We start from the raw sequence: 22,697 nt of genomic DNA on the forward strand, positions 1-22,697 counted from the left end.
CGCAAAACGAGAGCGAGAGCCCTGTGAATACAGATAAAAACGACACTGCGCACGCCCCTGAAAAAGTTGACCATCTACGTTTTCATCGAGCCCACGCCCATCTGGAACCTACTTTCGGCAGTGACAAGTTCGCCTTGAGAGCCGAAGCCTTTGCCCGCTTTTTTGGCACGCCCACCTTTCTAGGCGCCCAGACATTGATCGTGGTGATATGGGTGTGTTTGAACCTGTTTGGCGTGACGCATTTTGATATCTACCCGTTCATCCTGCTCAATCTGGCTTTCAGCCTGCAATCGGCTTACGCCGCCCCCTTGATTTTGTTGGCGCAAACCCGCCAGGCGGCACGGGACAAGGCCCAGGCAGATGCTGACGCCCAGCACCGTGAAGCACTGGCCGTGGCCAATACCGAGCGACAAGCCGCTGCAGCGCAAACCAATGAGAAAATCATGACGTTGCTGGAGCAAAACACCCGGCTGACCGAAATGACCAAGCAACTGACCGAGCGAATTGAAAGCCTGACCTCGGAAATGCACCAGCATCTGGTGCGCAAGGCGCCTTAACTGACACAGCGGCGCACCGCGGTAATTTCAGGCAAGTCCTGACGTTGCATGTACACACGCAAAGGCTCGGTGATGTTCAGGCGGTCGTCGATATTCTGCTCCAGTAACAACTGGATCAGCTCGCGCTTGAGTGTCATGGTGTCCTGCGCCGCGGGCTGCCAGACGAACTCGCAAGCAGGCGTGATGTTGTCGTCGGCGACATCCATCCCGAAAGAATCTTCACTGAAACGAACAATGTACTGTTGAGTCTTACGATTGAAACCGACAAAACCGTAAAGTAGATCGGCGGCCTGGCAGATTAGCTGCGAAGTGATGCGCATGGTAAACCTCACTGAAGAGCCAGGAAGGCTCTAGGGTCGATGATTTACACGCAAGATTGAACACTCGCCCCTCTGCCGGGGACGCTGATGACACCAAGAGTACTGCACAAATTTTCTAATACCAAGGACCTCAACAATGCCTGTTACTTTTGCCAAAAGCACTCTACTGCTGAGCTTGCTGCTAGGAATGGGTTGCGCACACGCCGCCAGCGCCCCAGACGCATCCGAAGCAGCCCTGGCCAGCGCTCATGGCATCCCGCATCCGGCAGTCATCGCCCATCGAGGGGCATCTTTCGACGCACCGGAGTCTACCGCTGCGTCCTACAAGCTTGCCCGTGACCTGGGTGCCGACTACCTGGAGATGGATCTGCAACGCAGTAAAGACGGAGTGCTGTTTGCGCTACATGACAACAGCTTGTTACGCACCACGGATGTTGCGCAAAAATTCCCCGAGCGCAAAGACAGCCCGGCCAGCGCCTTCACCCTGGCAGAGCTGAAAACCCTGGATGCCGGTAGCTGGTTCAATCAGGCCTATCCCGACCGCGCCCGCCCCGCCTATGTCGGACTGCCAATCCTGACGCTGGACGAAATTATCGATATTGCCCAGGGCAACCCGCAGCACAAGCCAGGCCTGTACATCGAAACAAAAGAGCCCAAGCAGTTTCCGGGTATTGAGCGCGACCTGAAAAACAAGCTGGGCGAACGCGGCTGGCTAAAACCGGTCGTTTCAACTGCTGACAGGGGTGCGCTTCAAACCGGTGAAGGCAAAGGCCGGGTGATGCTGCAAACCTTCGAAAAAAGCAGCCTTGAATTACTGCAAAAAGAAATGCCCGACACACCAAAAATCTTGCTCCTGTGGGTCGGCGAAGGCGGCATGGCAGCAAACTCCAGCGTCAGCTTTGCCGACTCGGGCGCGAAGGACAAAGCAGCCTATTACGCCAGACTTCAACCCAGGGACAAAGCCGAGTTCATGCAGTGGCTCGACTTTGCCAAGGCCAACGGTGCCATCGGCACAGGCCCGTCTGCGGCCTTGACCGCGGGAGGTGCCCAGAGCTATTTCGACCTGATTCAGCCGTGGATGAACCAGGCGACCCACGACAAAGGCATGCTGGTCCATGTCTACACCCTTGACGAGCCAGTGGACTTCAAGAAGGCCATGGATGTCGGCGTAGACGGCATCTTCACTAACCGCGCCAGCGAACTGCTCAAGTACTACCAGCGCCCCGCGACAAAGAGCGTGAACCAACTACTGGAACAGAACGGCTACTAAGAACTTGAGTAAGTAATTCAGACACAGGGCGAAAATTAAGGATTAATTAAGTTGTCATGGTTAATCTGATCCCACTTAAAGAGTTCACCCTGGAGGGATTAAACATGAAACCACTTAACCTGATGTTCGCCGCTGCCGCCCTGACCCTGACTGCCGGCCTGGCCCAGGCCGATGTACGCCCCGACCATATTCCGGGCCTGCTCAAATCGGGTGAGATCGCTTCATTTGAAAAACTCAATCAAGCGGCACTGGATAAACACCCCGGTTCGACCATTGTCGACACCGAGCTGGATCACTCCTACGGCAAACTGGTTTATGAGGTTGAACTGCGTGACGCCAAAGGCATCAAGTGGGATGTAGACCTCGATGCAAAAACCGCCGAAGTGCTGCAAGACAAACAAGATACTTGAGTCGCATAAATAAAAAGCCGCGCCCCTCGTCATGAGGGGCGCGGCTTTTTTATTACCCCTGCTCTCCTCGGACTTTCACACTCACCCAGTATGAATTTGCACGAGCTCCAGTTGTTCTGGCTAGAATCAGGTTTTTTCTGCGAGAACATTTCCCATGGGGCACAGTACGGCCGCCGATATCGCGACGATTAACCGGATCAGTGCCGTACCGGCGATTCTTCAGGTCATCACTGAAATGACCGGAATGCGCTTTGCCGCCGTTGCGCGTGTCACCCAACAAACCTGGACCGCGTGCGCGGTGCTCGACAACCTGGGTTTTGGCTTGCAGGCCGGCGGGGAACTGGATCTGATCAGTACCTTGTGCTTTGAAAGCATGACCTCACACCTGCCGATCATCATCGATCAGGCCAGCGCAGATCCGTTGTACCAACACCATGCCACACCCAAAATGTATCGCTTCGAGAGTTACATTACGATTCCGGTATTTCGCACTGACGGCACGTTCTTCGGCACCCTCTGCGCCCTGGACCCGGAACCCGCAAGGCTCAAAAACAGCGCCATACAATCGACGATGGAGTCATTTTCGCGCTTGCTTTCGCTGCAAATTGAAGCCGAAGAAAACTTGCAGCGCACAGAGATGGCACTGATCAAGGAGCGTGAAAATGCTGAGTTGCGCGAGCAGTTCATTGCCGTCATAGGCCACGATTTACGCAACCCGTTATTCTCCATTACCACAGCAGCCGAACGTCTATTGCACAAACACCCCGATCCGAAGACCGAGCATCTGGTGCAACACATTCTGACCTGCGGCTATCGCGCTTCGCAGCTGGTAGAAGATGTACTGGACTTTGCCCGTGGCCGACTCGGTGGCGGAATCCCCTTGACGCTGCGCGAATGCTCCGACCTCGATCAAGTGTTGCTGCATGTCATCTCGGAAGTACAAAGCGTTCATCCCCACCGCCTGATTCAGTTACAAATAGAGCCACTGGACAGCATTCGCTGTGACAGCGGCCGTTTGGCACAACTGCTTTCCAATCTGCTGGCCAACGCCATCACCCATGGTTCTGCCACCGATCCGGTTCACGTCGAAGCCCGGATCCTAGACCGGGTCTTTAGCCTTAGCGTCACCAATCAGGGGCCGCCCATTCCGGCAGAGGTCATGCCGTACCTGTTTCAACCCTACTACCGTCCCGCCAACGACACACCACAGGCCGGGCTGGGGCTGGGCCTGTACATTGCCAGCCAGATCGCCCTGTCCCATGGCGGCCATGTCGAGGTGATTTCCAATGAACAGCAGGGTACGGTCTTTACCTTTGAATTCGAGGCGCAACCTAGCTCGTGACGGGCAGTTTTCGCCGCAACCAGGAGCCACATTGCACGGGGAGTGATTTTTTGGCGCCGACCACTGGCGCGGGCCAGCTGGCCGATATGAACTAAGTTGGAGGACGTGTAGCTCTGTTTTTCCATCTTCGAAAGGACTCGTTCATGTTGACCAGATCCGAACACAAACCTCGCCCCCTCAGTCCCACAGCAAAAATTGCCTGCCTGCTCTACAGCCTGCTCTGTTACCTGTGTTTCCTGCTGGGCTTTCTCTACTTCATAGGCTTTCTGGGCAATGTAGCCGTTCCCAAAAGTATTGATTCAGGCCCGGGAATTCCGTGGCCGCAGGCACTTCTCGTCGATGTGCTGTTGATCAGTCTGTTTGCCGTACAACATAGCGTCATGGCCCGTAAAAGCTTCAAACTCTGGTGGCAAAATTTCGTGCCTGCCCCGATTGAACGCGCTACCTATGTACTGGCTTCCAGTGCGGTTCTGGCATTGATGTGCTGGTGGTGGCAGCCGATCGACACCCTGGTCTGGAAGGCCGATTCACCCTTGGCCACCGGGCTGCTCAGTGGCCTGTTCTGGCTCGGATGGGGCCTGGTATTCCTGGCTTCCGCGTTGATCAGCCATTTTGAGCTATTCGGGATCAAGCAGGCCCTCGATACCTTGCGAAAACCCAGAGCAGTGGACAGTACCTTCAAGACACCACTGCTCTACAAAATCGTACGCCACCCGCTGTACCTGGGCTTTTTGATCGCATTCTGGGCCACGCCCGCCATGACTGTCGGGCATCTGGTGTTTGCGCTGACCAGTACGGTTTACATCATGATTGGCTCGTACCTGGAAGAAAAAGACCTGGTCGAAATATTTGGTGAGAAATACCGCCACTATCAAAAAACCGTCGGCATGTTACTGCCCTTTCCACATCGCAAGCCTGACCCTCAGGACTGATATGCGGATATTTTCTGTATTTGAACTGCAGATGGGTAGAAACTGACGTGATCTTCAAACGGCCACTGAACCAACGGTTCGGTGGCCCCCATTGCACTTCGACAGAACCCCAGCATGAACACCCGACTCTGTGCCTATGAAGACCTGACACCGCGCCAACTCGAGCAGTTACAGACGCTTGAAGTTCATGCTGAACAAATCGCCTACTCGGGCAACATCGAGTCAGCCTTGTATTCACTGCCGGCCGAACCCCATCCGGGGATCAAAGGTTTCGTACTCTTGGGTGATGAGCGGCCAGTGGCCTTCTTGCTGCTCAGGCGCAAGCCACTTTTGGCCCATTGGGCTGAAGCTGATTGCGCCACCCTGCATGCATTGCAGGTCGACAAGCGAGTACAAGGCCAGGGCCTGGGCAAAGCCTGCCTGCGGCAACTGCCCCTGGCAGTCAGTCTGCTATGGCCCGAGATCCGGCAGTTGATGCTGTCTGTCAGCCCTTTCAATACCAGCGCACTGGCCTTTTACCTGAGCCAGGGCTGGGTTGAATGTGGCGAGGCATATCTGGGTGAGCGACGCCTGGTGCTCGATCTTGCCGAGGCCCACGGCACACATGCACAGGCGAGCTAGGACCGCGGCTTGACCGGCAACCAGATCTCCAACAGACCGGCACCGGTATGCGGATTGAAGTCGGCACTGTAGCGCTCGAACTCTGGAGCATCCGCGGCTTCATAGGATGATTGGGGCAGCCAGTCTTTCCAGATCGACTGAAAGGTCTGGCTCAAACCGGCCAGCGAGCCACGATGCTCGAATACGGCGTACTCCTGTTCTTGCAGCTCAATCCAGCGATAGCGCTCAGGCAAGTCATCCAGCTTGCTGATGGCAACCCCGGCGATGTACTCGAAGCCGCCCTGGCCATCCGGGTTACAGCAAACGCCATAGGTTTCCTCGCCAACTTTGCAGGGGATGTTATCGCTCTGCGGCAGAAACTGTTCCCACAGCAGTGGAATCTGCTCAGCACTCTCCTGGGTAAAACGTCCGCCCAAACCGGCAATCAACTGAAAGTGACCTTTGGTAAATCGCGGGGCTGGTAAATCGAACTTCTCTGCCTGTTCCATAAGATCGTGCTCATTGAGTGAGTAGGAAACGGATCGGGTCAGTATAGGAACAAAAAACCCGGGGGTGATGACAGGTCAAAAACTTGTATCTGGACAAAAGGCCATCAGCGCCTTTATTGTCTCGCCCAGACCACCGCAGTGGTCAGCGTCGCTCGGACGGTTCCGGGCGCTTACGTACCAGAGGCACACATGGCAGACCAAGGTTCGCCGCGCCGCTTTGCGCGCATAGATCGACTCCCCCCTTATGTATTCAACATCACTGCCGAGCTGAAAATGGCGGCACGGCGCCGTGGCGAAGACATTATCGACTTCAGCATGGGCAACCCCGACGGCCCGACGCCACCGCATATTGTCGAAAAACTTTGCACCGTCGCACAGCGTGAAGACACCCACGGCTACTCAACTTCCCGCGGAATCCCACGCCTGCGCCGGGCCATTTCTCGCTGGTATGCCGACCGCTATAACGTTGAGATCGACCCCGAACACGAAGCCATTGTTACCATCGGTTCCAAGGAAGGCCTGGCGCACCTGATGCTCGCCACGCTGGATCAGGGCGACACGGTGCTGGTGCCGAACCCCAGCTACCCGATTCACATTTACGGTGCCGTGATTGCTGGCGCCCAGGTGCGCTCGGTTCCCCTGATTCCCGGCGTAGACTTCTTTGCCGAACTGGAAAAAGCCATTCGCGGCTCGATTCCAAAACCCAAAATGATGATCCTTGGGTTCCCGTCCAACCCCACGGCCCAGTGTGTCGAACTGGACTTCTTCGAGCGCGTGGTGGCCCTGGCCAAGCAATACGATGTGCTGGTGGTTCACGACCTGGCCTATGCAGACATCGTCTACGACGGCTGGAAAGCCCCGTCGATCATGCAGGTACCGGGCGCCAAGGACATTGCGGTTGAGTTCTTCACCCTGTCAAAAAGCTACAACATGGCAGGCTGGCGTATCGGCTTTATGGTGGGCAATGCAGAGCTGGTCAACGCCCTGGCACGGATCAAGAGTTACCACGACTACGGTACTTTTACCCCGCTGCAGGTCGCGGCAATTGCTGCCCTCGAAGGCGACCAGCAATGCGTGAAGGATATTGCAGAGCAGTACCGGCAACGCCGTAACGTGCTGGTCAAAGGCTTGCATGAACTGGGATGGATGGTCGAAAACCCGAAAGCCTCGATGTATGTCTGGGCCAAGATTCCCGAGGCCTATGCACACTTGGGCTCACTGGAGTTTGCCAAGAAGCTGCTGGCGGACGCCAAGGTTTGTGTCTCACCAGGCGTAGGATTTGGTGAGTACGGGGATGATCATGTGCGCTTTGCCCTGATTGAAAACCAGGACCGCATCCGTCAGGCCTTGCGTGGTATTCGCGCGATGTTCCGGGCGGATGGCGTGAGCGCCAACTGAGGTTTCTTATCTGCGCCAGGAGCGGGCTCGCTCCTGGCGCAGCAGAAGGCTTTAAATCACCAGCGACAGTAGCAAGATAAAGATCAGGGCCACGATCGACAGAATGGTTTCCATCGCAGTCCAGGTCTTGAAGGTTTCAGCCACGGTCATGTTGAAGTACTGCTTCACCAGCCAGAAACCCGCATCGTTGACGTGGGACAAAATCAGCGAACCTGCACCTGTTGCCAGTACCAGCAGTTCCCGGTTAACCCCGGGAATCAAATCCACTACCGGCAACACAATCCCCGCCCCGGTAATAGTTGCAACAGTGGCAGAACCGGTTGCAATGCGGATCACCGCAGCCACCAGCCACGCCAGCAAGATCGGCGAGATCTGCGCGTTGACCGCCATGTGACCGATCACATCACCCACACCGCTGGCTACCAGCATCTGCTTGAAACCGCCGCCCGCACCAATGATCAGAATGATCGCTGCGGTGGGCGCCAGACTCGCGTCGAGCAACTTGAGAATGCGCTTGGAGTCGATGCCCTGACGTGCACCAAAGGTGTACAGCGCCAACAACAAAGCCAGCAACAGGGCGCTGATCGGGTGACCGATCATGTCCATCCAGACACGGAAGAAGTTGCCATCGGGCAACGCCACGTCCGCGAACGTCTTGAGCAACATCAGGAACACCGGCAACAGCACGGTGATCAGAGTAATGCTGAAGCTAGGCAGGCTGCTGGACTCAGGTTCGCTCGCCAGTTGGTCCATCAATTCCTGGGATGGAGTGCCGGGAATGTATTTGGCAATGAAAGTGCCGTAGATCGGACCGGCAATGATTGCCGTCGGCAACGCGACGATCAGGCCGTACAGAATGGTTTTGCCGATATCAGCACCGAACACGCCAATGGCCAGCAATGGCCCCGGGTGCGGCGGCACCAGGCCGTGCACTGCCGACAAACCGGCCAGCAGCGGAATGCCGATTTTTATGATCGATACTCCGGTGCGGCGCGCCACAATAAATACCAGCGGGATCAGCAATACAAAACCGATCTCGAAAAACAATGGAATCCCGACTAAAAACGCGGCAAACATCATCGCCCACTGCACCCGCTCCTTGCCGAAGGCACGGATCAGGGTACGGGCGATCTGGTCGGCACCACCGGAGTCAGCCATCATTTTGCCAAGCATGGTGCCCAGAGCCAGGATGATCCCGACAAAGCCCAGCACGCCGCCAAAACCATCCTGGAACGACTTGATGATCAGGTTGGCAGGCATGCCCGCCGTCAGGCCCAGAAACGCAGAGGCGATGATCAAGGCAATAAAGGGATGCAGCTTGAACCGGGTGATCAATACGATCAGCCCGATAATGGTCACAACTGCATCAAGCAGCAGAAAGGTATTGTGGGACATGCCTAGCATGGGGCGTCTCCTGTCTTGTTGTTATCAACTACGCAAATGCAGCCATGGCTGAGGCGGGTAGCGCTGTCTATCTGTAACAAAATCATGACGTTGCCAACAGTGATTGCTCACGCCACCAGTCACGGGTAGCGCGCGCCAGTTGGTCGATGTCCAGTTGCGCGGCATTCAATGTCAGCACCAGGGGCTCATGGACAGGTGACTCGAGCGCAGCGAACTGACTGTCGATCAGCGTCTTGGGCATGAAGTGCCCCGGACGATGGGCCACTCGATCAGCGGCAACCTCTGGCGTCAGCTCCAGGAACACAAATCCAAGACCGTCGACCGCACTGCGCAGACGCTCGCGATAACGCAATTTCAGGGCCGAACAGGTCAAGACCGGATGCTGGCCTTTGGCTACGGCACGACGCAGTTCATCGCACAGGCTGTCTAGCCAGCCGGCACGGTCGTCATCGGTCAGGGGAATACCTGCACTCATTTTTGCAATGTTGGCCGCAGGGTGAAACGCATCGCCTTCAATCGGGGTCGCGCCGTTGAGCTGGCACAACGCCTGGCTCACGCTGGACTTGCCGCAGCCGGCAACACCCATTATGACCAGGGCAGTGATAGGTTGACTCATGAAACACCTCAGTCCGTAGACAGCGCTGTCTTTGTTGCTGCGTTCAATAGTTGAAAGCAAAGCACAAAGACCAGGCTACCGACGTCTATTTCTCGTTTTTATGGGGAGACGCGGTGGCGCTCTCTACATACAAAGCTGGGGTAACTGCCCTACACGCAATCAGGCAATTGCGGGGATCCTAGGACAGCGCTACCTTAGTGACTTGTTTTTTGTTTGGCAAGCCGCCCGATGACCTCCTTTAAAAACGATAAAAACACCCGAACCACGGGTCGCCCCACCCTTAATGAAGTCGCCCGCCTTGCCGGCGTCAGCCCTATTACCGCCTCGCGGGCCTTGCGCGGGATCAGCAGTGTTGCCACCGAGCTGGCGGAAAAGGTACGCAAAGCGGCCGATGAGCTGAACTATGTGGTCAATCCGGCTGCCCGGGCGCTGGCTTCGGCGCAGAGCCATTCGGTGGTGGTGCTGGTGCCGTCATTGTCCAACCTGCTGTTTATCGACACCCTCGAAGCTATCCATGCCGTACTGCGGCCCAAGGGCTTTGAAGTGCTGATCGGCAACTTTCACTACTCACGGGACGAAGAAGAAAACCTGCTGCGCAACTACATGGCCTATCAGCCACGGGGTCTGTTATTGACAGGTTTTGATCGTTCCGAAAGCTCGCGCCGGATGATCGAAAACAGCAATGTGCCCTGCGTGTACATGATGGAACTGGACGCCGCCGAGGGCCTCAACTGCGTAGGTTTTTCACAGTTGAAGGCCGGTGAGACCGCTGCCCGGCACCTGATTTCACGGGGCCGCCGCCAACTTGCCTATATAGGTGCACAGCTTGATCAGCGCACCCTCTTGCGCGGCGAAGGCTATCGCCTGGCCTTGCAGCAGGCCGGGCTGTATAACCCCGACCTGGAAATCCTGACTCCCCGCCCCTCTTCTGTCGGCCTGGGCGGCGAGATGTTCTTGCAGTTGCTGGCCAACCATCCGCAGGTGGATGCAATATTTTTCGGCAATGACGACCTGGCGCAGGGCGCCCTGCTGGAAGCCGCACGCATCGGCATCAAAATCCCCGGACAAATTGCCATTCTGGGATTCAATGACCTTCCCTCCTCCGAGTTTATGGTGCCGCGCCTCAGCAGCATTCGTACTCCGCGAGAAGCCATTGGCCGTCATGCGGCCGAGCAGATGCTCACGTTGATGGCGGGAAACAGGGTTGCCAACCCGGTGCAGGACATGGGCTTTGACCTGATGGTGCGCGAAAGCACCTAGCCCCGATTAAGCTGGCGCAGCATAAAGCACTAATTTGTAACCATTTATGGCAACAAGGCGCTGAATTCCTCCGCCCGGGGCCTGAACTTCACAAGCAATAACCTTGGCAAGCGAACTACCCTTTCTGACTTACAGAAAAAGGAAGTTCGCCAATGCCTGAAGTCTCCTCTACCTACCCTGGCGCAACGGCCGCCCAAGCGGACGGAATCGATCCTGCCCGTGCGGCCTGGATCAGCGCACGGATTGATCGCCTGCCGGCCGTGGCCAGTGTCTGGAAATTAGTGGCACTGCTTTCAATAGGCGGTTTTTTTGAGCTTTACGACCTGTTCCAGACTGCCTATATAAGCCCGGGCCTGATTCGTGACGGTATTTTCGCGACGGGCGCACAAGGGGTGTTCGGTTTTTCTGATCAGGCTGCATTTGCCTCGGCCACTTTTCTTGGCCTGTTCCTTGGCGCCAGTATGCTCAGCCCTCTGGCCGACCGGTTCGGACGGCGCGCAATTTTCACCTTCGCCCTGATCTGGTACACCCTGGCCACGGTGTTGATGGGCATTCAAAGTTCGGCTGCAGGCATCATCTTCATGCGTTTCCTGGTGGGCATTGGTCTGGGTATCGAGCTGGTCACGATTGACGCCTACCTGTCAGAACTGGTGCCCAAGCGCATGCGCAGTTCGGCCTTCGCCTTTGCGTTTTTTATTCAGTTCTTGTCAGTGCCAGCCGTTGCATTGATGTCCTGGTGGCTGGTGCCACAGGCGCCGTTTGGCGTCTCGGGCTGGCGCTGGGTGGTGCTGGCCAGCGCCGTGTTTGCCCTGTTTATCTGGTGGTTACGCTCAAGCCTGCCTGAGTCTCCGCGCTGGCTGGCGCAAAAGGGTCGCTTTGAAGAGGCCAACAGGATCCTTGATGATCTGGAAGCCCGCTGCCTGAGTGACCACAAAAAACCATTGGATACGCCCGAACCCGAACCCGTGAACCTTGAAGGTGAAGGCCGCTTTGCCGATATCTGGAAACCGCCGTATCGCCGACGCGCCATCATGCTGATCGTGTTTCACGTCTTTCAGGCCATCGGCTTCTTTGGCTTCGGCAACTGGTTGCCCGCGCTGATTTCAGGACAGGGGGTCAGCGTCACCCACAGCCTGATGTACGCCTTCATCATTACCCTGGCCTACCCCCTTGGGCCGCTGCTGTTCATGCGCTTTGCCAACCGCTTTGAAAACAAGTGGCAGATTGTTGGCTCAGCGCTTGGAGCAATGATTTTCGGTACCTTGTTCGCGTTTCAGACCAGCGCGCTGGGCCTGGTGTTCTGCGGTGTGATGATCACCTTCTGCAACGCCTGGCTGAGCTTCAGCTATCACTCTTATCAAAGCGAACTGTTCCCGACCAATATCCGGGCGCGTGCGGTCGGCTTCTGCTATTCATTCAGCCGGCTGTCCACTGTGTTCAGCAGTTTGCTGGTGGGTATTTTCCTGGAGCACTTCGGCACACCGGGGGTATTGGCGTTTATCGTCAGCAGCATGCTGATCGTGATGATCACCATCGGCGGGTTTGGTCCGCGTACCCGTAACCTGGCACTGGAGAGCATTGCCCATCGGTAACAACGGTGAGCCGGGGTGCCGGCTCACACAATCGGTCGGGGGGGTTGGCCTTTAATGCAGTTGCAGCGTCGAGTTGAACTGGCTGATGGCATCCACCACATGCTTGGAGCCCTGCTGGATTTCCAGAATCGCCTCCCCGGCCTCATTCGCCAGCGAAACCCCGAGCCCGGTCCGGCTCAGGCTCGACTGCATGCTGCTCACCGCGCTCAGCGACAAATCATGGTTCTTGCGCACCACCTCGACAATTTCCACAGTTGCCGCGCTGGTACGTGCCGCCAGGCTTCTGACCTCATCCGCCACCACAGCAAAACCCCGCCCATGTTCACCGGCCCTGGCCGCCTCAATCGCAGCATTGAGCGCCAGTAAATTGGTTTGATCCGCAATACCACGAATGGTCTGCACGATTTTGCCAATGATGTCGGACTGCTTGTTCACCGCATCGATGCTTTGCGCGGCTTCATTGAGATCTTTGGAGATGGCTTCGATGATTTGTACAGTCTGCTGAACCACCTGAGAACCCTTCTGCGCACAGGCGTCGTTCTGTACCGAAGTGCTGTGGGCCGACTCGGCGGCGGTTTGCAGGTTAGTCACTTGGGCGGTGATGTTGCTGGCGAATTTGACGACCTTATACAGTCGGCCCTTGGCATCAAAAATCGGGTTGTAGGACGCTTCCAGGAAAACTGTATGGCCGTATTTATCGACCCGTTCAAAGCGTCTGGAATGGTATTCGCCGCGATTCAGGGAAGCCCAGAAAGCTTTATAGGTGCCAGACTCGCTCTCACTGCTGCGACAGAACATGCTGTGGTGCTGCCCGACAATTTCAGACAGTGAATAATGCATGGTGTCGAGAAAGTTCTGATTGGCGTTGATCACACGGCCATCGGGCGAGAACTCGATCATCGCCATGGCGCGGCTCAATGCATTCACAATGCTTTGATTTTCCCGCTCTTTGTTGATCCGCTCGGTAATCTCGGTTGCCACCTTGAGTACCCGGGTCACCTCATTGTTCGGGCCGGTGATCGGCATGTAGCTGGCCTCAAGCCAGATCTCGCGACCGGCTTTATCAAGCCGCAAGAAAGTGCCGCTCATGGGCACCCCACTGGCCAGGTCCTTCCAGAACTGTGCGTATTGTTCAGTGCGCAGATAGTCCGGTTCACAAAAAAGACGGTGATGTTTACCGCTGATCTCATCGACCGAGTAACCCGTCACGCGACAGAAATTTTCGTTGGCATCCACAATGACGCCATCGGCAGTGAACTCAATGATTGCCATTGAGCGGCTGACGGCCATCAGCTTGGCCTTGCTCTCATCCAGAGAACAGGTGAGGCGCTGATTCTCAAGCAGGTCGGCTTTGTGATGAAAGTTGAACATGGCTCAATTCCTGAAGATGCTTTCTATTGATAATTCAAACGCTTCACGACACAAGAAAACGTGCCTGCTGCCTTTAACATAGAGATGTGCGCACTTCGGGGATGTAAGTTTTATATGTTCAACCCCCAAGAATTGAAGCATAGCCAGCCAGATACAGCGTGCAAGCAAATCGCCATCAGTGTGCGACGAAGTGCTCAATTGCGCAGAATAATCCAAATCGACGTTGCGCCAATCAAAAAACCAAGGAGCCCGGAATACGGGCTCCTGTAAATCACTCAGTGACCAAACAATCCGACTTCGGATTTTTTGGTTTTCTTGTCCGCGCGTTTTTCATCGGCTGTTTTGGCCGGTTTCTTTTTTGCGGCCTTCTTTGAATCCATACCTTTAGCCATGTTAAGCGCTCAACTGTTCAGGGGGTGTGGCACAGGTATAACACCTATCGGGAACCCACTCGGATTTAAAACCCTTTATTCAAAAAACAATGATAAACAAAGCGTTTTAATTGCAAATAAGCGGCAATACCCAAGGTTTATAAAGTTCAAGCACTTATTTGTTTATACTGCCGCTCCCTTTTCAAGCCTGTGGACTTATGACTGCCATTGCTTATTCTTCGCTCGACGCGCCGTTGTGGCCCTTGCTGAACAAGTTTTACCGCTCTCACCAATCGTCGATGAAAGCGAGCAAGGAAGCTCAATTGTGGGTTGCCCGCCAGGACCAGATAGTCGCCGGTTTGTGTCTGCGACCAATGGCCAACGGTTACTGGTTGACCGGCCTGTTTGTCGATCCGGCAGTACGCGGGCAAGGCATAGCTACCACGCTGGTCAACGCGGCAACATCGCAGTGCGAAGGGATGGTCTGGTTGTTTTGCGACCCTGAACTGCAAGGGCTCTATGAAAAGATGGGGTTCAGTCTGGAGGTTGACTTGCCCCATGCCCTGTATGAGCGGCTGGTGCGCTATCAACGCAACAAGGCGATGATAGCGATGGGCCGTTAAGCCCGGCGCTCCCCTCCCTGCAGGGGCGAGCTGTTTGAAGAGCATTCAAAGAGCTCGCCCCTGCAAAGCAAGGCAGTTATTCCCGGGTGCCCGGCTCCAGGTCCGGGAACAACATCTCGATAAAACCGAACTTGCTGAAATCCTTGATCCGCGACGGGTACAGGCGACCGATCAGGTGGTCGCATTCATGCTGCACTACTCGTGCATGAAAACCTTCCGCCACACGTACGATCGGTTCACCTTTAGGCGTGAAACCTTCGTAACGGATCTTCTGAAAACGCTCGACTGCCCCGCGCAAACCAGGCACCGACAGGCAGCCTTCCCAGTCTTCTTCAAGCGCCGGACCGAGCGGAGTGATCAACGGATTGATCAGGATGGTTTGTGGTACGGCTTCAGCATCAGGGTAACGTTCGCTGTGCTCGAACCCGAAGATCACCATCTGCAGGTCAACCCCGATTTGCGGGGCCGCCAGCCCCACACCGCCCGCGTGCTCCATGGTCTGCAACATATCGTCCAGCAACTGCCAGAGTTCCGGGGTATCGAACATTTCAGCCGGCACCGGCTGGGCAACGCGCAATAAACGCTCATCGCCCATTTTCAGAATTTCACGAATCATAGTCAGGCTTCATCTGGAGTGGATGGAATGGAATGGTCACGCCCCAGCCCGGAGACGTGTTGCTTGGGATCAGGGTCGTCGGAGCCATCGAAGGTTTTTTCGCCCGGATCCTTGCCCTCTGCCGACATGTGCTCGATCACGGCGTTCATTTCAGCCCCCAGCAGCAGCACCGCGGCAGAAATGTAGAAGTACAGCAACAGCACGATGATCGCACCGATGCTGCCATACATGGCGTTGTAGTCAGCAAAGGTTTTGACATAAAAGGCAAAGCCCAGCGAAGCCACGATCCATACAACCACCGCCAGCACCGAACCCGGGGTGATAAACCGGAATTTTTGCTCCACATCCGGCATGACGTAGTAAATCACTGCCACCGCCACCATCAGCAATAGCACAATCACAGGCCAGCGCAGGATGGTCCACAGTGTCACCACGAACTCTTCGAGCCCGACCTGTCCTGCCAGCCAGCTCATCACCTGCGGCCCGAGCACCATCAGCGCGGCGGCTGCCAGAAGCATTCCGGCAATGCCGATGGTGTAAAAAATCGACAGCGGGAATCGCTTCCAGACTGGCCGCCCCTCGACCACATCGTAGGCGGCATTCATGGCGCTCATCATCAGCCGCACACCGGCCGAAGCGGTCCACAGGGCAATTACGATACCCACCGACAGCAATCCGCCCTTGGACTGCTGCAACTGATCGATGACCGGGTTGACCTGCTCCAGAGCCTGCGGCGGCAGTACCAGTTCAGACTGCAGGCGCAACCAGGAGAAAAAGTCCGGCAGATGCAAGAAGCCGATCAGGGCAATCAAAAACAGAATGAAAGGGAATAACGAAAACAGCATTTGATAGGCCAGTGCCGAGGCGTAAGTCGACATTTCATCGTCGATAAACTCTTTCACCGTGCGAATCAGTACTTTGCCCAACGGCAGGCCATTCAAGACCGGGAATAACATAGCGTCTCCTTTCGCCGCTTAAAAAGTAGGTTGTGCAAGCCAGCCATAAGCTCTGGGTTGGGGTTTTACCTCAAATGTAGTCAAGTTGGCGACTATGGAAACACTTATACAAAAACGGCCATCACATGGATGACCGTTCATGTTCGCCACAGGTACCCGACGCACCTGCGGCAATCCTGGGTTATCAGGCTTTATCGACGGTTTTCTTGACCGCATCTTTCACCTTGCCTACCGCTTGCTGGCCTTCGCCTTTCAGCTCCTGGGCCTTGCCTTCGGCACGCAGCTTGTCATTGTCGGTCGCTTTCCCCACCGCTTGTTTGACATTACCTACTGCTTCGTTCGCTTTGCCTTTGATCTTATCGCCAGTGCTGCTCATGGGATTTCTCCTGATGAAATTTCGGATGTCATTACATCGACAGAATCATTGACCCGATCGTCACCGCAGGAGTTTCATTTATTTTCTGGCCATCATTTCGTCGTTCCGCGCAGGTTGAGCTTTATGTTTGCCGCCTAACCCCCGAGAATGCGCAACGGATTCAGGCTATGGCGCTGAAGATCAGCAATTGTAGGAAGGTTATGAAACTCGATAAAAAGCTGGCCATTGCCCGCAGAAACCAGGAACTTGGCGGCGCTGTGCTTGGCGTCAACAACTGCCATTTCGCCACATTGAACACCAACAAGAACATCTGGTGGTTCGATATTCCCCTGGCGCGTCTGGCCGTCGGTCAGTACGAATGGGTGCATCTGTTGCTGCATACCCCAAGTACCGATGAACTGCTGCACTTGAAGGTCACCACTGCGTTCCTGCGCGAGAAACGCGAAGGCATGGTGGTACGAGCGACGCACAAGCGTACGCCGACCATGAGTCTTGAGCTGAGCGCGGACAAAGACTCCTTCCTGCAGGACGTGCGTCCGACAGGCACAGGCGTCAACTTTTCGCAGTTTCTGCAAAAATAAACAGCGCAAACCCTGCAGGGGCAAGTTCGCTCCTGCACAGCGGTAAACGCGAGCTGAAACAAAAAAGCCCCGCAATGCGGGGCTTTATTGTTTAAGGGCAGATTACTTTTTAAGACCCAGTTTCTTCATCTCTTCGTCACGCAACTCACGGCGCAGGATCTTGCCTACGTTGGTGGTCGGCAAACTGTCACGGAACTCGACAATTTTCGGCGCTTTATAAGCGGTCAGGTTCGCGCGCATATGCGCCATGACCTGCTCTTTGCTCAGGGTCATGCCCGGCTTGACCACAATAAAAACCTTGATCAGCTCGCCGGTTTTTTCATCAGGAATACCGATCGCCGCCGACTGCAACACTTCCGGCAATGAGGCCATCACATCTTCCAGCTCGTTCGGGTAAACGTTAAAGCCAGAGACCAGGATCATGTCTTTTTTGCGATCGACAATGCGCATATAGCCATCAGGTTGAATCAGCGCGATGTCACCGGACTTCAACCAGCCTTCGCTGTCCATGATCTCGGCAGTTGCATCAGGACGCTCCCAATAACCTTTCATCACCTGCGGGCCCTTGATGCACAGCTCGCCGATTTCACCCAACGGCAGCTCTTCACCCGCATCATTGATCACTTTGCACAGGGTCGAAGGCATCGGAATGCCGATAGTGCCGATCTGAATGTGCTGGATCGGATTGACCGAGGCCACCGGGCTGGTCTCGGTCATGCCGTAGCCTTCGCAAATGGCACAGCCGGTTACCGTCTTCCAGCGCTCGGCCACGGACAGTTGCAGGGCCATGCCCCCCGACAGCGTCACCTTCAGGGACGAGAAGTCCAGCTTGCGGAACCCGTCGTTGTTGCACAGCGCTATAAACAGGGTGTTAAGCCCTACGAAGCCGGAGAACTTCCACTTCGACAGCTCTTTAACCATCGCCGGCAGGTCACGCGGGTTGCTGATCAATATGTTGTGATTGCCCAGCAGCATCATTGCCATGCAATGAAAGGTGAACGCGTAGATATGATAAAGCGGCAATGGCGTGATCAGGATTTCGCAACCTTCGTTAAGGTTGGAACCCATCAGCGCCTTGCACTGCAGCATGTTGGCGATCAGGTTGCGATGGGTCAGCATCGCCCCCTTGGCCACACCAGTGGTGCCGCCCGTGTATTGCAGAACCGCGACGTCATTGGCAAGCGGGCTGGCTTCGTTTACTGGCTGGCCATGCCCCTTGCTCAACACATCATTGAACTTGATGGCCTTGGGCAAGTGATACGCCGGGACCATTTTTTTCACGTACTTGATGACACTGTTGATCAACACGCGCTTGAAGGGCGACAGCAGGTCAGCCACTTCAGTAACGATCACATGCTTGATCGAAGTCTGGGGCACGACCTTTTCGGCCAGATGCGCCATGTTCGCCAGGCATACCAGCGCCTTGGCGCCGGAGTCATTGAATTGGTGTTCCATTTCCCGCGCGGTATACAGCGGGTTGGTATTAACCACGATCAAGCCGGCGCGGATGGCTCCGAACACAGCGATCGGGTATTGCAGCAAGTTGGGCAACTGCACAGCAATGCGATCGCCGGGTTGCAGGTCGGTGTGCTGCTGCAGGTAGGCGGCAAATGCACCTGATTGCTGGTAAAGCTCACCATAGGTGATGGTTTTACCGAGGTTGCTAAATGCGGGTTTATCCGCAAAACGTTGGCAAGATTGGCGCAGTACCGTCTGAATATTCGGGTATTCATCCGGGTTGATTTCAGCAGCAATCCCAGCTGGGTACTTATCCTTCCAAAAGTCTTCAATCATGGAAGCCCACTCCTCAGCGTCGCGAATTCTTCACCGCATTGATGCGGTTATTATTTGTGTGATTTTTGTAATGGATAAATCTGGCTTTTCACTTACCGAGAAGTCACAAAGCGCGCCGAGAGTAGCAGCTTTGCCAGAGGCCGCCTAGAGCCAAAGATGGCCCGCAGAGTCACAAACCTGACTGTAGGACAATCCAAAGTCATCATTAGTACAATAGCTCTATTGATAGTAAAACCGCTCTAATTCAAGCATTACGGCGCCCCCTCAGAGATCCAGATCAAACCCTGCCTATTGTTATAGACGAATAAAAACGCCCGTCTGCTCAAAGCAAACGGGCGTTTTTCACCAGGCTGATGGAATCAGGCGTTATCACGCAACTCGCGACGCAGGATTTTCCCCACGGGAGTCATGGGCAAGGAGTCACGCAGCACTATCTGCTTGGGTACCTTGTAAGCGGTGAAGTTGTCCTTGCAGTACGCCTTGAGCTCTTCAACGCTGACCCCGCCTTCGCGCGCGACTACAAAGAGTTTGACGGCCTCCCCGGTGCGCTCGTCAGGCACGCCGATTACCGCGCAATTCACCACTTTGGGGTGGGCCATCACGATATCTTCGATTTCATTGGGGTACACGTTGAAACCCGAAACGATGATCAGGTCCTTTTTGCGATCGACAATCCGGACAAAACCATCGGGATCAATCACCGCAATATCACCCGTCTTGAACCACCCCTCGGCGTCCAGCACTTCGGCCGTTGCCTGCGGGTTTTGCCAGTACCCCTTCATGACTTGCGGGCCTTTGACGCATAGCTCGCCGCGCTCCCCCAAACCCAGGTCGCTGCCATCATCGCTGACTACTTTCATCGCCGTGCCCGGAACCGGCATGCCCACGGTGCCCAGCCGGGCCAGAGAACCACAGGGGTTGGCACTGGCCACCGGCGACGTTTCAGTCAGGCCGTAGCCCTCAACGATGCGGCATCCGGTGATTTTTTCCCAACGCTCGGCCGTGGCCTTGACCAGCGCAGTACCGCCCGAGTTGGTGACCTTCAGCCCCGAGAAGTCCAGGCTCTTGAAGTCCGGATGGTCCATCAGCGCGACAAACAGGGTGTTAAGCCCCAGAAAAGCGGTGAACCGCCAGTTCTTCAGCTCCTTGATGAAACCTTTGATATCACGCGGATTGGTGATCAGGATGTTGTGGTTACCCGTGACCATCATGCCCATGCAATTAGCGGTAAATGCATAGATATGGTACAGCGGCAACGGCGCCACCATGACCTCCCGACCGTCCCTGAGAATCGGTTGCCCACTCTCGTCATGCTGGGACAGACAAGCACGCACCTGCTGCATGTTGGCCACCAGATTGCCGTGACTGAGCATTGCGCCCTTGGGCAGTCCGGTGGTGCCACCGGTGTATTGCAGGACTGCCGTGTCATCCAGCGTCACCGGCACCGGCCGAATCGGCTGGCCTGCGCCCCGGTGCAATACGCTTTTAAAGGCAATGGCCTGGGGCAACTGGTAGGCCGGCACCAGCTTTTTGACCTTGTCGACCACCAGGTTGGTAATCCAGCCTTTGGCAGCCGGCATCATGTCGCCCATTCTGGCTTCGATCAGGTACTCGATCTCGGTATCTGCCAGCACTTCCTGCACGCGCTTGCCGAACATGTTCAAGTACACCAGCGCCCGAATCCCGGCACTTTTGAACTGATGGCGCATTTCGCGAGAGGTGTACAGCGGGTTGGTGTTGACCACCATCAGACCGGCGCGCAACGCACCAAATACCGCGATCGGATATTGCAGCACGTTGGGCATCTGTACAGCGATGCGGTCGCCGGGCTTGAGGTCGGTATGATTTTGAAGATAACCGGCAAACGCTGCGCTGTGGCGCTCCAGTTCGGCATAAGTGATGGTCACACCCAGGTTGCTGAACGCCGGACGATCGGCGAATTTCTTGCACGAGCGTTCAAACACATCAACGACCGATGTGAAGGCCGTCATATCTATATCCAGCGGTACACCGGCAGGACGTTTGTCATTCCAGAAATCAGGTTGCATTATTTTTGTCCTCGGACCTGAATGTGCCTGGCCGCTTCCCTTGGGCGTTGAAAAGCGGAGCTAACTGACGTTAACAGTTATCAAGTTGTAGGCAAATACACCGATATTCGCCATTTACATCTTGAATCTTATTACCGCGGCATCGCCAGTTAAGTGGTTTGCCTGTGAATGCGCTATACACTGCTCCTACTCCGTGTAAAGGAATGGCCATGATTCATCAGACTTTCTGGCTGGACGCGAATGACCGTAGCGGCCTTTTGGTTAATCAGTGGCTGCCTGGCGCTACGCCCAAAGCCATTGTGTTGCTGGTCCACGGCATGGCGGAACACACTGCTCGCTATGCCCGACTGGGCAAGGCGCTAAATGAAGCCGGTTTTGGCCTGTATGCCCACGACCAGCGCGGACACGGTAAAACGGCCGAACGCGGAACACCGGGCTACTTTGCTGACCATGATGGCTGGTGCGCGGTGGTCAGTGATGTCGCCAGCCTCCATCAGCACATCGGCCAGGCCCACCCGGGGCTCCCGATCTTCCTGCTTGGCCACAGCATGGGCAGCTACATCGCCCAGGCGTACTTGCTCCACCACAGCAACAGCCTGCAGGGGGCAATTCTGAGCGCCTCCAATTTCCAGCCTGTCGCGCTTTACCGGGCTGCCAGCCTGATAGCCCGACTGGAACGCTGGCGCCAGGGCCCGAAAGGACGCAGCGCGCTGATCGAGTGGTTGTCCTTTGGCTCGTTCAATAAAGCATTCAAGCCCAATCGCACCCGCTATGACTGGCTCAGTCGCGATCCGGCCGAAGTCGATGCCTACGCCAACGACCCCTTGTGCGGGTTTCGTTGCACCAATCAACTCTGGATTGATCTGCTGGGCGGCTTGCAGCAAATCAGCAAAGCGTCCAACCTCGTGCAAATTGATTCAGCCCTGCCTTTGCTGGTGATGGGTGGCGCCTGTGACCCGGTCAGTGAAGGCAAGCGCCTGGAATCCCTGGCCGGGGCTTTACGCAAAGCCGGCAGTCAGGACTTGCAACTCAAAATCTACCCCCAGGCACGGCATGAGCTCTTCAACGAAATCAACCGTGACGAAGTGACTACAGATGTTGTCGAATGGCTTGACCAGGCCCTGCTTCGCTCCCGCCCGCCCCACAGCGAATAGCTCGACCATTCTAAAAAATACTTTAAAATCAAAAACTTGAAATTAAACACTCGTCACAGGACATGCGCTAGATGACTCAGGTTACCAACACCCCGTACGAAGCCCTTGAAGTCGGCCAGACTGCCAGTTACAGCAAAACCGTCGAAGAGCGCGACATTCAGCTTTTTGCGGCCATGTCCGGTGACCACAACCCGGTGCACCTGGATCCGGAATTTGCCGCCGCAACCATGTTCAAGGAACGCATTGCCCACGGCATGTTCAGTGGCGCGCTGATCAGTGCAGCCGTGGCCTGTGAGTTGCCTGGCCCGGGCACTATCTATGTCGGCCAGCAAATGACCTTTCAGAAGCCGGTGAAAATTGGCGACACCCTGACCGTGCGTCTGGAAATTCTCGAGAAACTGCCCAAGTTCCGCGTGCGTATAGCGACCCGTGTGTTCAATCAACGCGATGAAATCGTGGTCGATGGCGAAGCCGAAATCATTGCCCCGCGCAAACAACAAACCGTAACCCTGACCCCGTTGCCGGCTATCAGCATTAGCTGATTTGCACGACGTGCAAATGCCCGCAACGCAAAAACCCGGCCTGGATAACAGGCCG

The 22,697-nt window shown here is 55.7% G+C and carries 23 protein-coding genes and 1 pseudogene; 13 read left to right on the top strand and 11 right to left on the bottom strand.

The window, feature by feature from the left end; all coding sequences use genetic code 11:
* Positions 1 to 23: 23 nt before the first annotated feature.
* Complete coding sequence (locus WG29040_RS07920) at positions 24 to 557, top strand: DUF1003 domain-containing protein (RefSeq protein WP_010655915.1); 534 nt, start codon at positions 24 to 26, stop codon at positions 555 to 557.
* Here the strand turns inward: WG29040_RS07920 and WG29040_RS07925 are convergent.
* Entirely contained in the window at positions 554 to 877 is a 324-nt protein-coding gene (locus tag WG29040_RS07925) for a DUF2025 family protein (RefSeq protein ID WP_003440813.1), read from the bottom strand. The two genes, WG29040_RS07920 and WG29040_RS07925, sit on opposite strands and share 4 nt — an antisense overlap.
* A 136-nt stretch (positions 878 to 1,013) precedes the next feature.
* Between WG29040_RS07925 and WG29040_RS07930 the strand changes: the two genes are divergently transcribed.
* From WG29040_RS07930 to WG29040_RS07950, 5 genes are all read left to right on the top strand, one after another.
* A complete protein-coding gene (locus WG29040_RS07930) occupies positions 1,014 to 2,147 on the top strand; it encodes a glycerophosphodiester phosphodiesterase (RefSeq protein WP_127195967.1) in 1,134 nt (377 codons plus the stop codon).
* 104 nt (positions 2,148 to 2,251) lie between these two features.
* On the top strand, positions 2,252 to 2,557 hold the full coding sequence (locus WG29040_RS07935; RefSeq protein ID WP_003440805.1) for a PepSY domain-containing protein: 306 nt from the start codon (positions 2,252 to 2,254) through the stop codon (positions 2,555 to 2,557).
* 154 nt (positions 2,558 to 2,711) lie between these two features.
* Complete coding sequence (locus WG29040_RS07940) at positions 2,712 to 3,899, top strand: GAF domain-containing sensor histidine kinase (protein WP_127195968.1); 1,188 nt, start codon at positions 2,712 to 2,714, stop codon at positions 3,897 to 3,899.
* 143 nt (positions 3,900 to 4,042) lie between these two features.
* On the top strand, positions 4,043 to 4,831 hold the full coding sequence (mddA, locus tag WG29040_RS07945) for a methanethiol S-methyltransferase (protein WP_127195969.1): 789 nt from the start codon (positions 4,043 to 4,045) through the stop codon (positions 4,829 to 4,831).
* 114 nt (positions 4,832 to 4,945) lie between these two features.
* Positions 4,946 to 5,452, top strand: coding sequence for an N-acetyltransferase (locus WG29040_RS07950; RefSeq protein ID WP_003440796.1), 507 nt, complete (start codon positions 4,946 to 4,948; stop codon positions 5,450 to 5,452).
* On the opposite strand, the gene WG29040_RS07955 is transcribed toward WG29040_RS07950, so the two are convergent.
* Entirely contained in the window at positions 5,449 to 5,940 is a 492-nt protein-coding gene (locus WG29040_RS07955) for a GyrI-like domain-containing protein (protein ID WP_127195970.1), read from the bottom strand. The two genes, WG29040_RS07950 and WG29040_RS07955, sit on opposite strands and share 4 nt — an antisense overlap.
* Before the next feature lie 189 nt (positions 5,941 to 6,129).
* Here WG29040_RS07955 and alaC point away from each other — a divergent pair, with 189 nt between their 5' ends.
* Positions 6,130 to 7,338 carry an alanine transaminase gene (gene alaC / locus WG29040_RS07960; RefSeq protein ID WP_010655918.1) on the top strand — a complete coding sequence of 403 codons (1,209 nt, stop codon included), beginning with the start codon at positions 6,130 to 6,132 and terminating at the stop codon, positions 7,336 to 7,338.
* Between the two features lie 51 nt (positions 7,339 to 7,389).
* Here alaC and WG29040_RS07965 read toward each other — a convergent pair whose 3' ends face one another.
* On the bottom strand, positions 7,390 to 8,742 hold the full coding sequence (locus WG29040_RS07965; protein WP_003440786.1) for a GntP family permease: 1,353 nt from the start codon (positions 8,740 to 8,742) through the stop codon (positions 7,390 to 7,392).
* 82 nt (positions 8,743 to 8,824) lie between these two features.
* Positions 8,825 to 9,358 carry a gluconokinase gene (locus WG29040_RS07970; protein WP_003440780.1) on the bottom strand — a complete coding sequence of 178 codons (534 nt, stop codon included), beginning with the start codon at positions 9,356 to 9,358 and terminating at the stop codon, positions 8,825 to 8,827.
* A gap of 228 nt (positions 9,359 to 9,586) precedes the next feature.
* Between WG29040_RS07970 and WG29040_RS07975 the strand changes: the two genes are divergently transcribed.
* Both WG29040_RS07975 and WG29040_RS07980 read left to right on the top strand, forming a co-directional pair.
* The gene (locus WG29040_RS07975) at positions 9,587 to 10,618 is read left to right on the top strand and encodes a LacI family DNA-binding transcriptional regulator (protein WP_003440777.1); all 1,032 of its coding nucleotides are present in this window, start codon (positions 9,587 to 9,589) and stop codon (positions 10,616 to 10,618) included.
* A gap of 152 nt (positions 10,619 to 10,770) precedes the next feature.
* Complete coding sequence (locus WG29040_RS07980) at positions 10,771 to 12,210, top strand: MFS transporter (RefSeq protein WP_127195971.1); 1,440 nt, start codon at positions 10,771 to 10,773, stop codon at positions 12,208 to 12,210.
* Between the two features lie 51 nt (positions 12,211 to 12,261).
* On the opposite strand, the gene WG29040_RS24700 is transcribed toward WG29040_RS07980, so the two are convergent.
* Together WG29040_RS24700 and WG29040_RS24705 are read right to left on the bottom strand one after the other, a co-directional pair.
* A complete protein-coding gene (locus WG29040_RS24700; protein WP_238143970.1) occupies positions 12,262 to 12,801 on the bottom strand; it encodes a methyl-accepting chemotaxis protein in 540 nt (179 codons plus the stop codon).
* A gap of 9 nt (positions 12,802 to 12,810) precedes the next feature.
* Positions 12,811 to 13,581 (bottom strand): annotated as a pseudogene (locus WG29040_RS24705) (PAS domain-containing protein); the annotation flags it as partial.
* 589 nt (positions 13,582 to 14,170) lie between these two features.
* Here WG29040_RS24705 and WG29040_RS07990 point away from each other — a divergent pair.
* Complete coding sequence (locus WG29040_RS07990; protein WP_127195973.1) at positions 14,171 to 14,575, top strand: GNAT family N-acetyltransferase; 405 nt, start codon at positions 14,171 to 14,173, stop codon at positions 14,573 to 14,575.
* 76 nt (positions 14,576 to 14,651) lie between these two features.
* On the opposite strand, the gene def is transcribed toward WG29040_RS07990, so the two are convergent.
* The 3 genes from def to WG29040_RS08005 all read right to left on the bottom strand — a co-directional run bounded on the left by def (position 14,652) and on the right by WG29040_RS08005 (position 16,523).
* Positions 14,652 to 15,191 (bottom strand): peptide deformylase, encoded by a 540-nt coding sequence (gene def / locus WG29040_RS07995; RefSeq protein ID WP_127195974.1) that lies wholly within the window; start codon positions 15,189 to 15,191, stop codon positions 14,652 to 14,654.
* A gap of 2 nt (positions 15,192 to 15,193) precedes the next feature.
* Entirely contained in the window at positions 15,194 to 16,147 is a 954-nt protein-coding gene (locus tag WG29040_RS08000; protein WP_003440749.1) for a YihY/virulence factor BrkB family protein, read from the bottom strand.
* Between the two features lie 184 nt (positions 16,148 to 16,331).
* Positions 16,332 to 16,523 (bottom strand): CsbD family protein, encoded by a 192-nt coding sequence (locus tag WG29040_RS08005; RefSeq protein ID WP_003440746.1) that lies wholly within the window; start codon positions 16,521 to 16,523, stop codon positions 16,332 to 16,334.
* A 200-nt stretch (positions 16,524 to 16,723) separates the two neighbouring features.
* Between WG29040_RS08005 and WG29040_RS08010 the strand changes: the two genes are divergently transcribed.
* Positions 16,724 to 17,104: a hypothetical protein gene (locus tag WG29040_RS08010; protein ID WP_003440740.1), complete on the top strand. Its 381-nt coding sequence runs from the start codon at positions 16,724 to 16,726 to the stop codon at positions 17,102 to 17,104.
* A gap of 102 nt (positions 17,105 to 17,206) precedes the next feature.
* Here WG29040_RS08010 and fadD1 read toward each other — a convergent pair whose 3' ends face one another.
* Both fadD1 and fadD2 read right to left on the bottom strand, forming a co-directional pair.
* Positions 17,207 to 18,898, bottom strand: coding sequence for a long-chain-fatty-acid--CoA ligase FadD1 (gene fadD1, locus WG29040_RS08015; RefSeq protein ID WP_127195975.1), 1,692 nt, complete (start codon positions 18,896 to 18,898; stop codon positions 17,207 to 17,209).
* Between the two features lie 359 nt (positions 18,899 to 19,257).
* The gene (fadD2, locus tag WG29040_RS08020; protein WP_127195976.1) at positions 19,258 to 20,946 is read right to left on the bottom strand and encodes a long-chain-fatty-acid--CoA ligase FadD2; all 1,689 of its coding nucleotides are present in this window, start codon (positions 20,944 to 20,946) and stop codon (positions 19,258 to 19,260) included.
* Positions 20,947 to 21,155: 209 nt separating this feature from the next.
* On the opposite strand from fadD2, the gene WG29040_RS08025 reads away from it, so the two are divergent.
* Together WG29040_RS08025 and WG29040_RS08030 are read left to right on the top strand one after the other, a co-directional pair.
* The gene (locus WG29040_RS08025; RefSeq protein ID WP_127195977.1) at positions 21,156 to 22,100 is read left to right on the top strand and encodes an alpha/beta hydrolase; all 945 of its coding nucleotides are present in this window, start codon (positions 21,156 to 21,158) and stop codon (positions 22,098 to 22,100) included.
* Between the two features lie 71 nt (positions 22,101 to 22,171).
* Positions 22,172 to 22,642 carry a MaoC family dehydratase gene (locus WG29040_RS08030; protein ID WP_003440732.1) on the top strand — a complete coding sequence of 157 codons (471 nt, stop codon included), beginning with the start codon at positions 22,172 to 22,174 and terminating at the stop codon, positions 22,640 to 22,642.
* Positions 22,643 to 22,697: the final 55 nt, after the last annotated feature.

This window comes from Pseudomonas sp. PAMC 29040 (assembly GCF_003994535.1).
In the GTDB taxonomy this organism is placed as follows: Bacteria; Pseudomonadota; Gammaproteobacteria; order Pseudomonadales; family Pseudomonadaceae; genus Aquipseudomonas; species Aquipseudomonas paraversuta.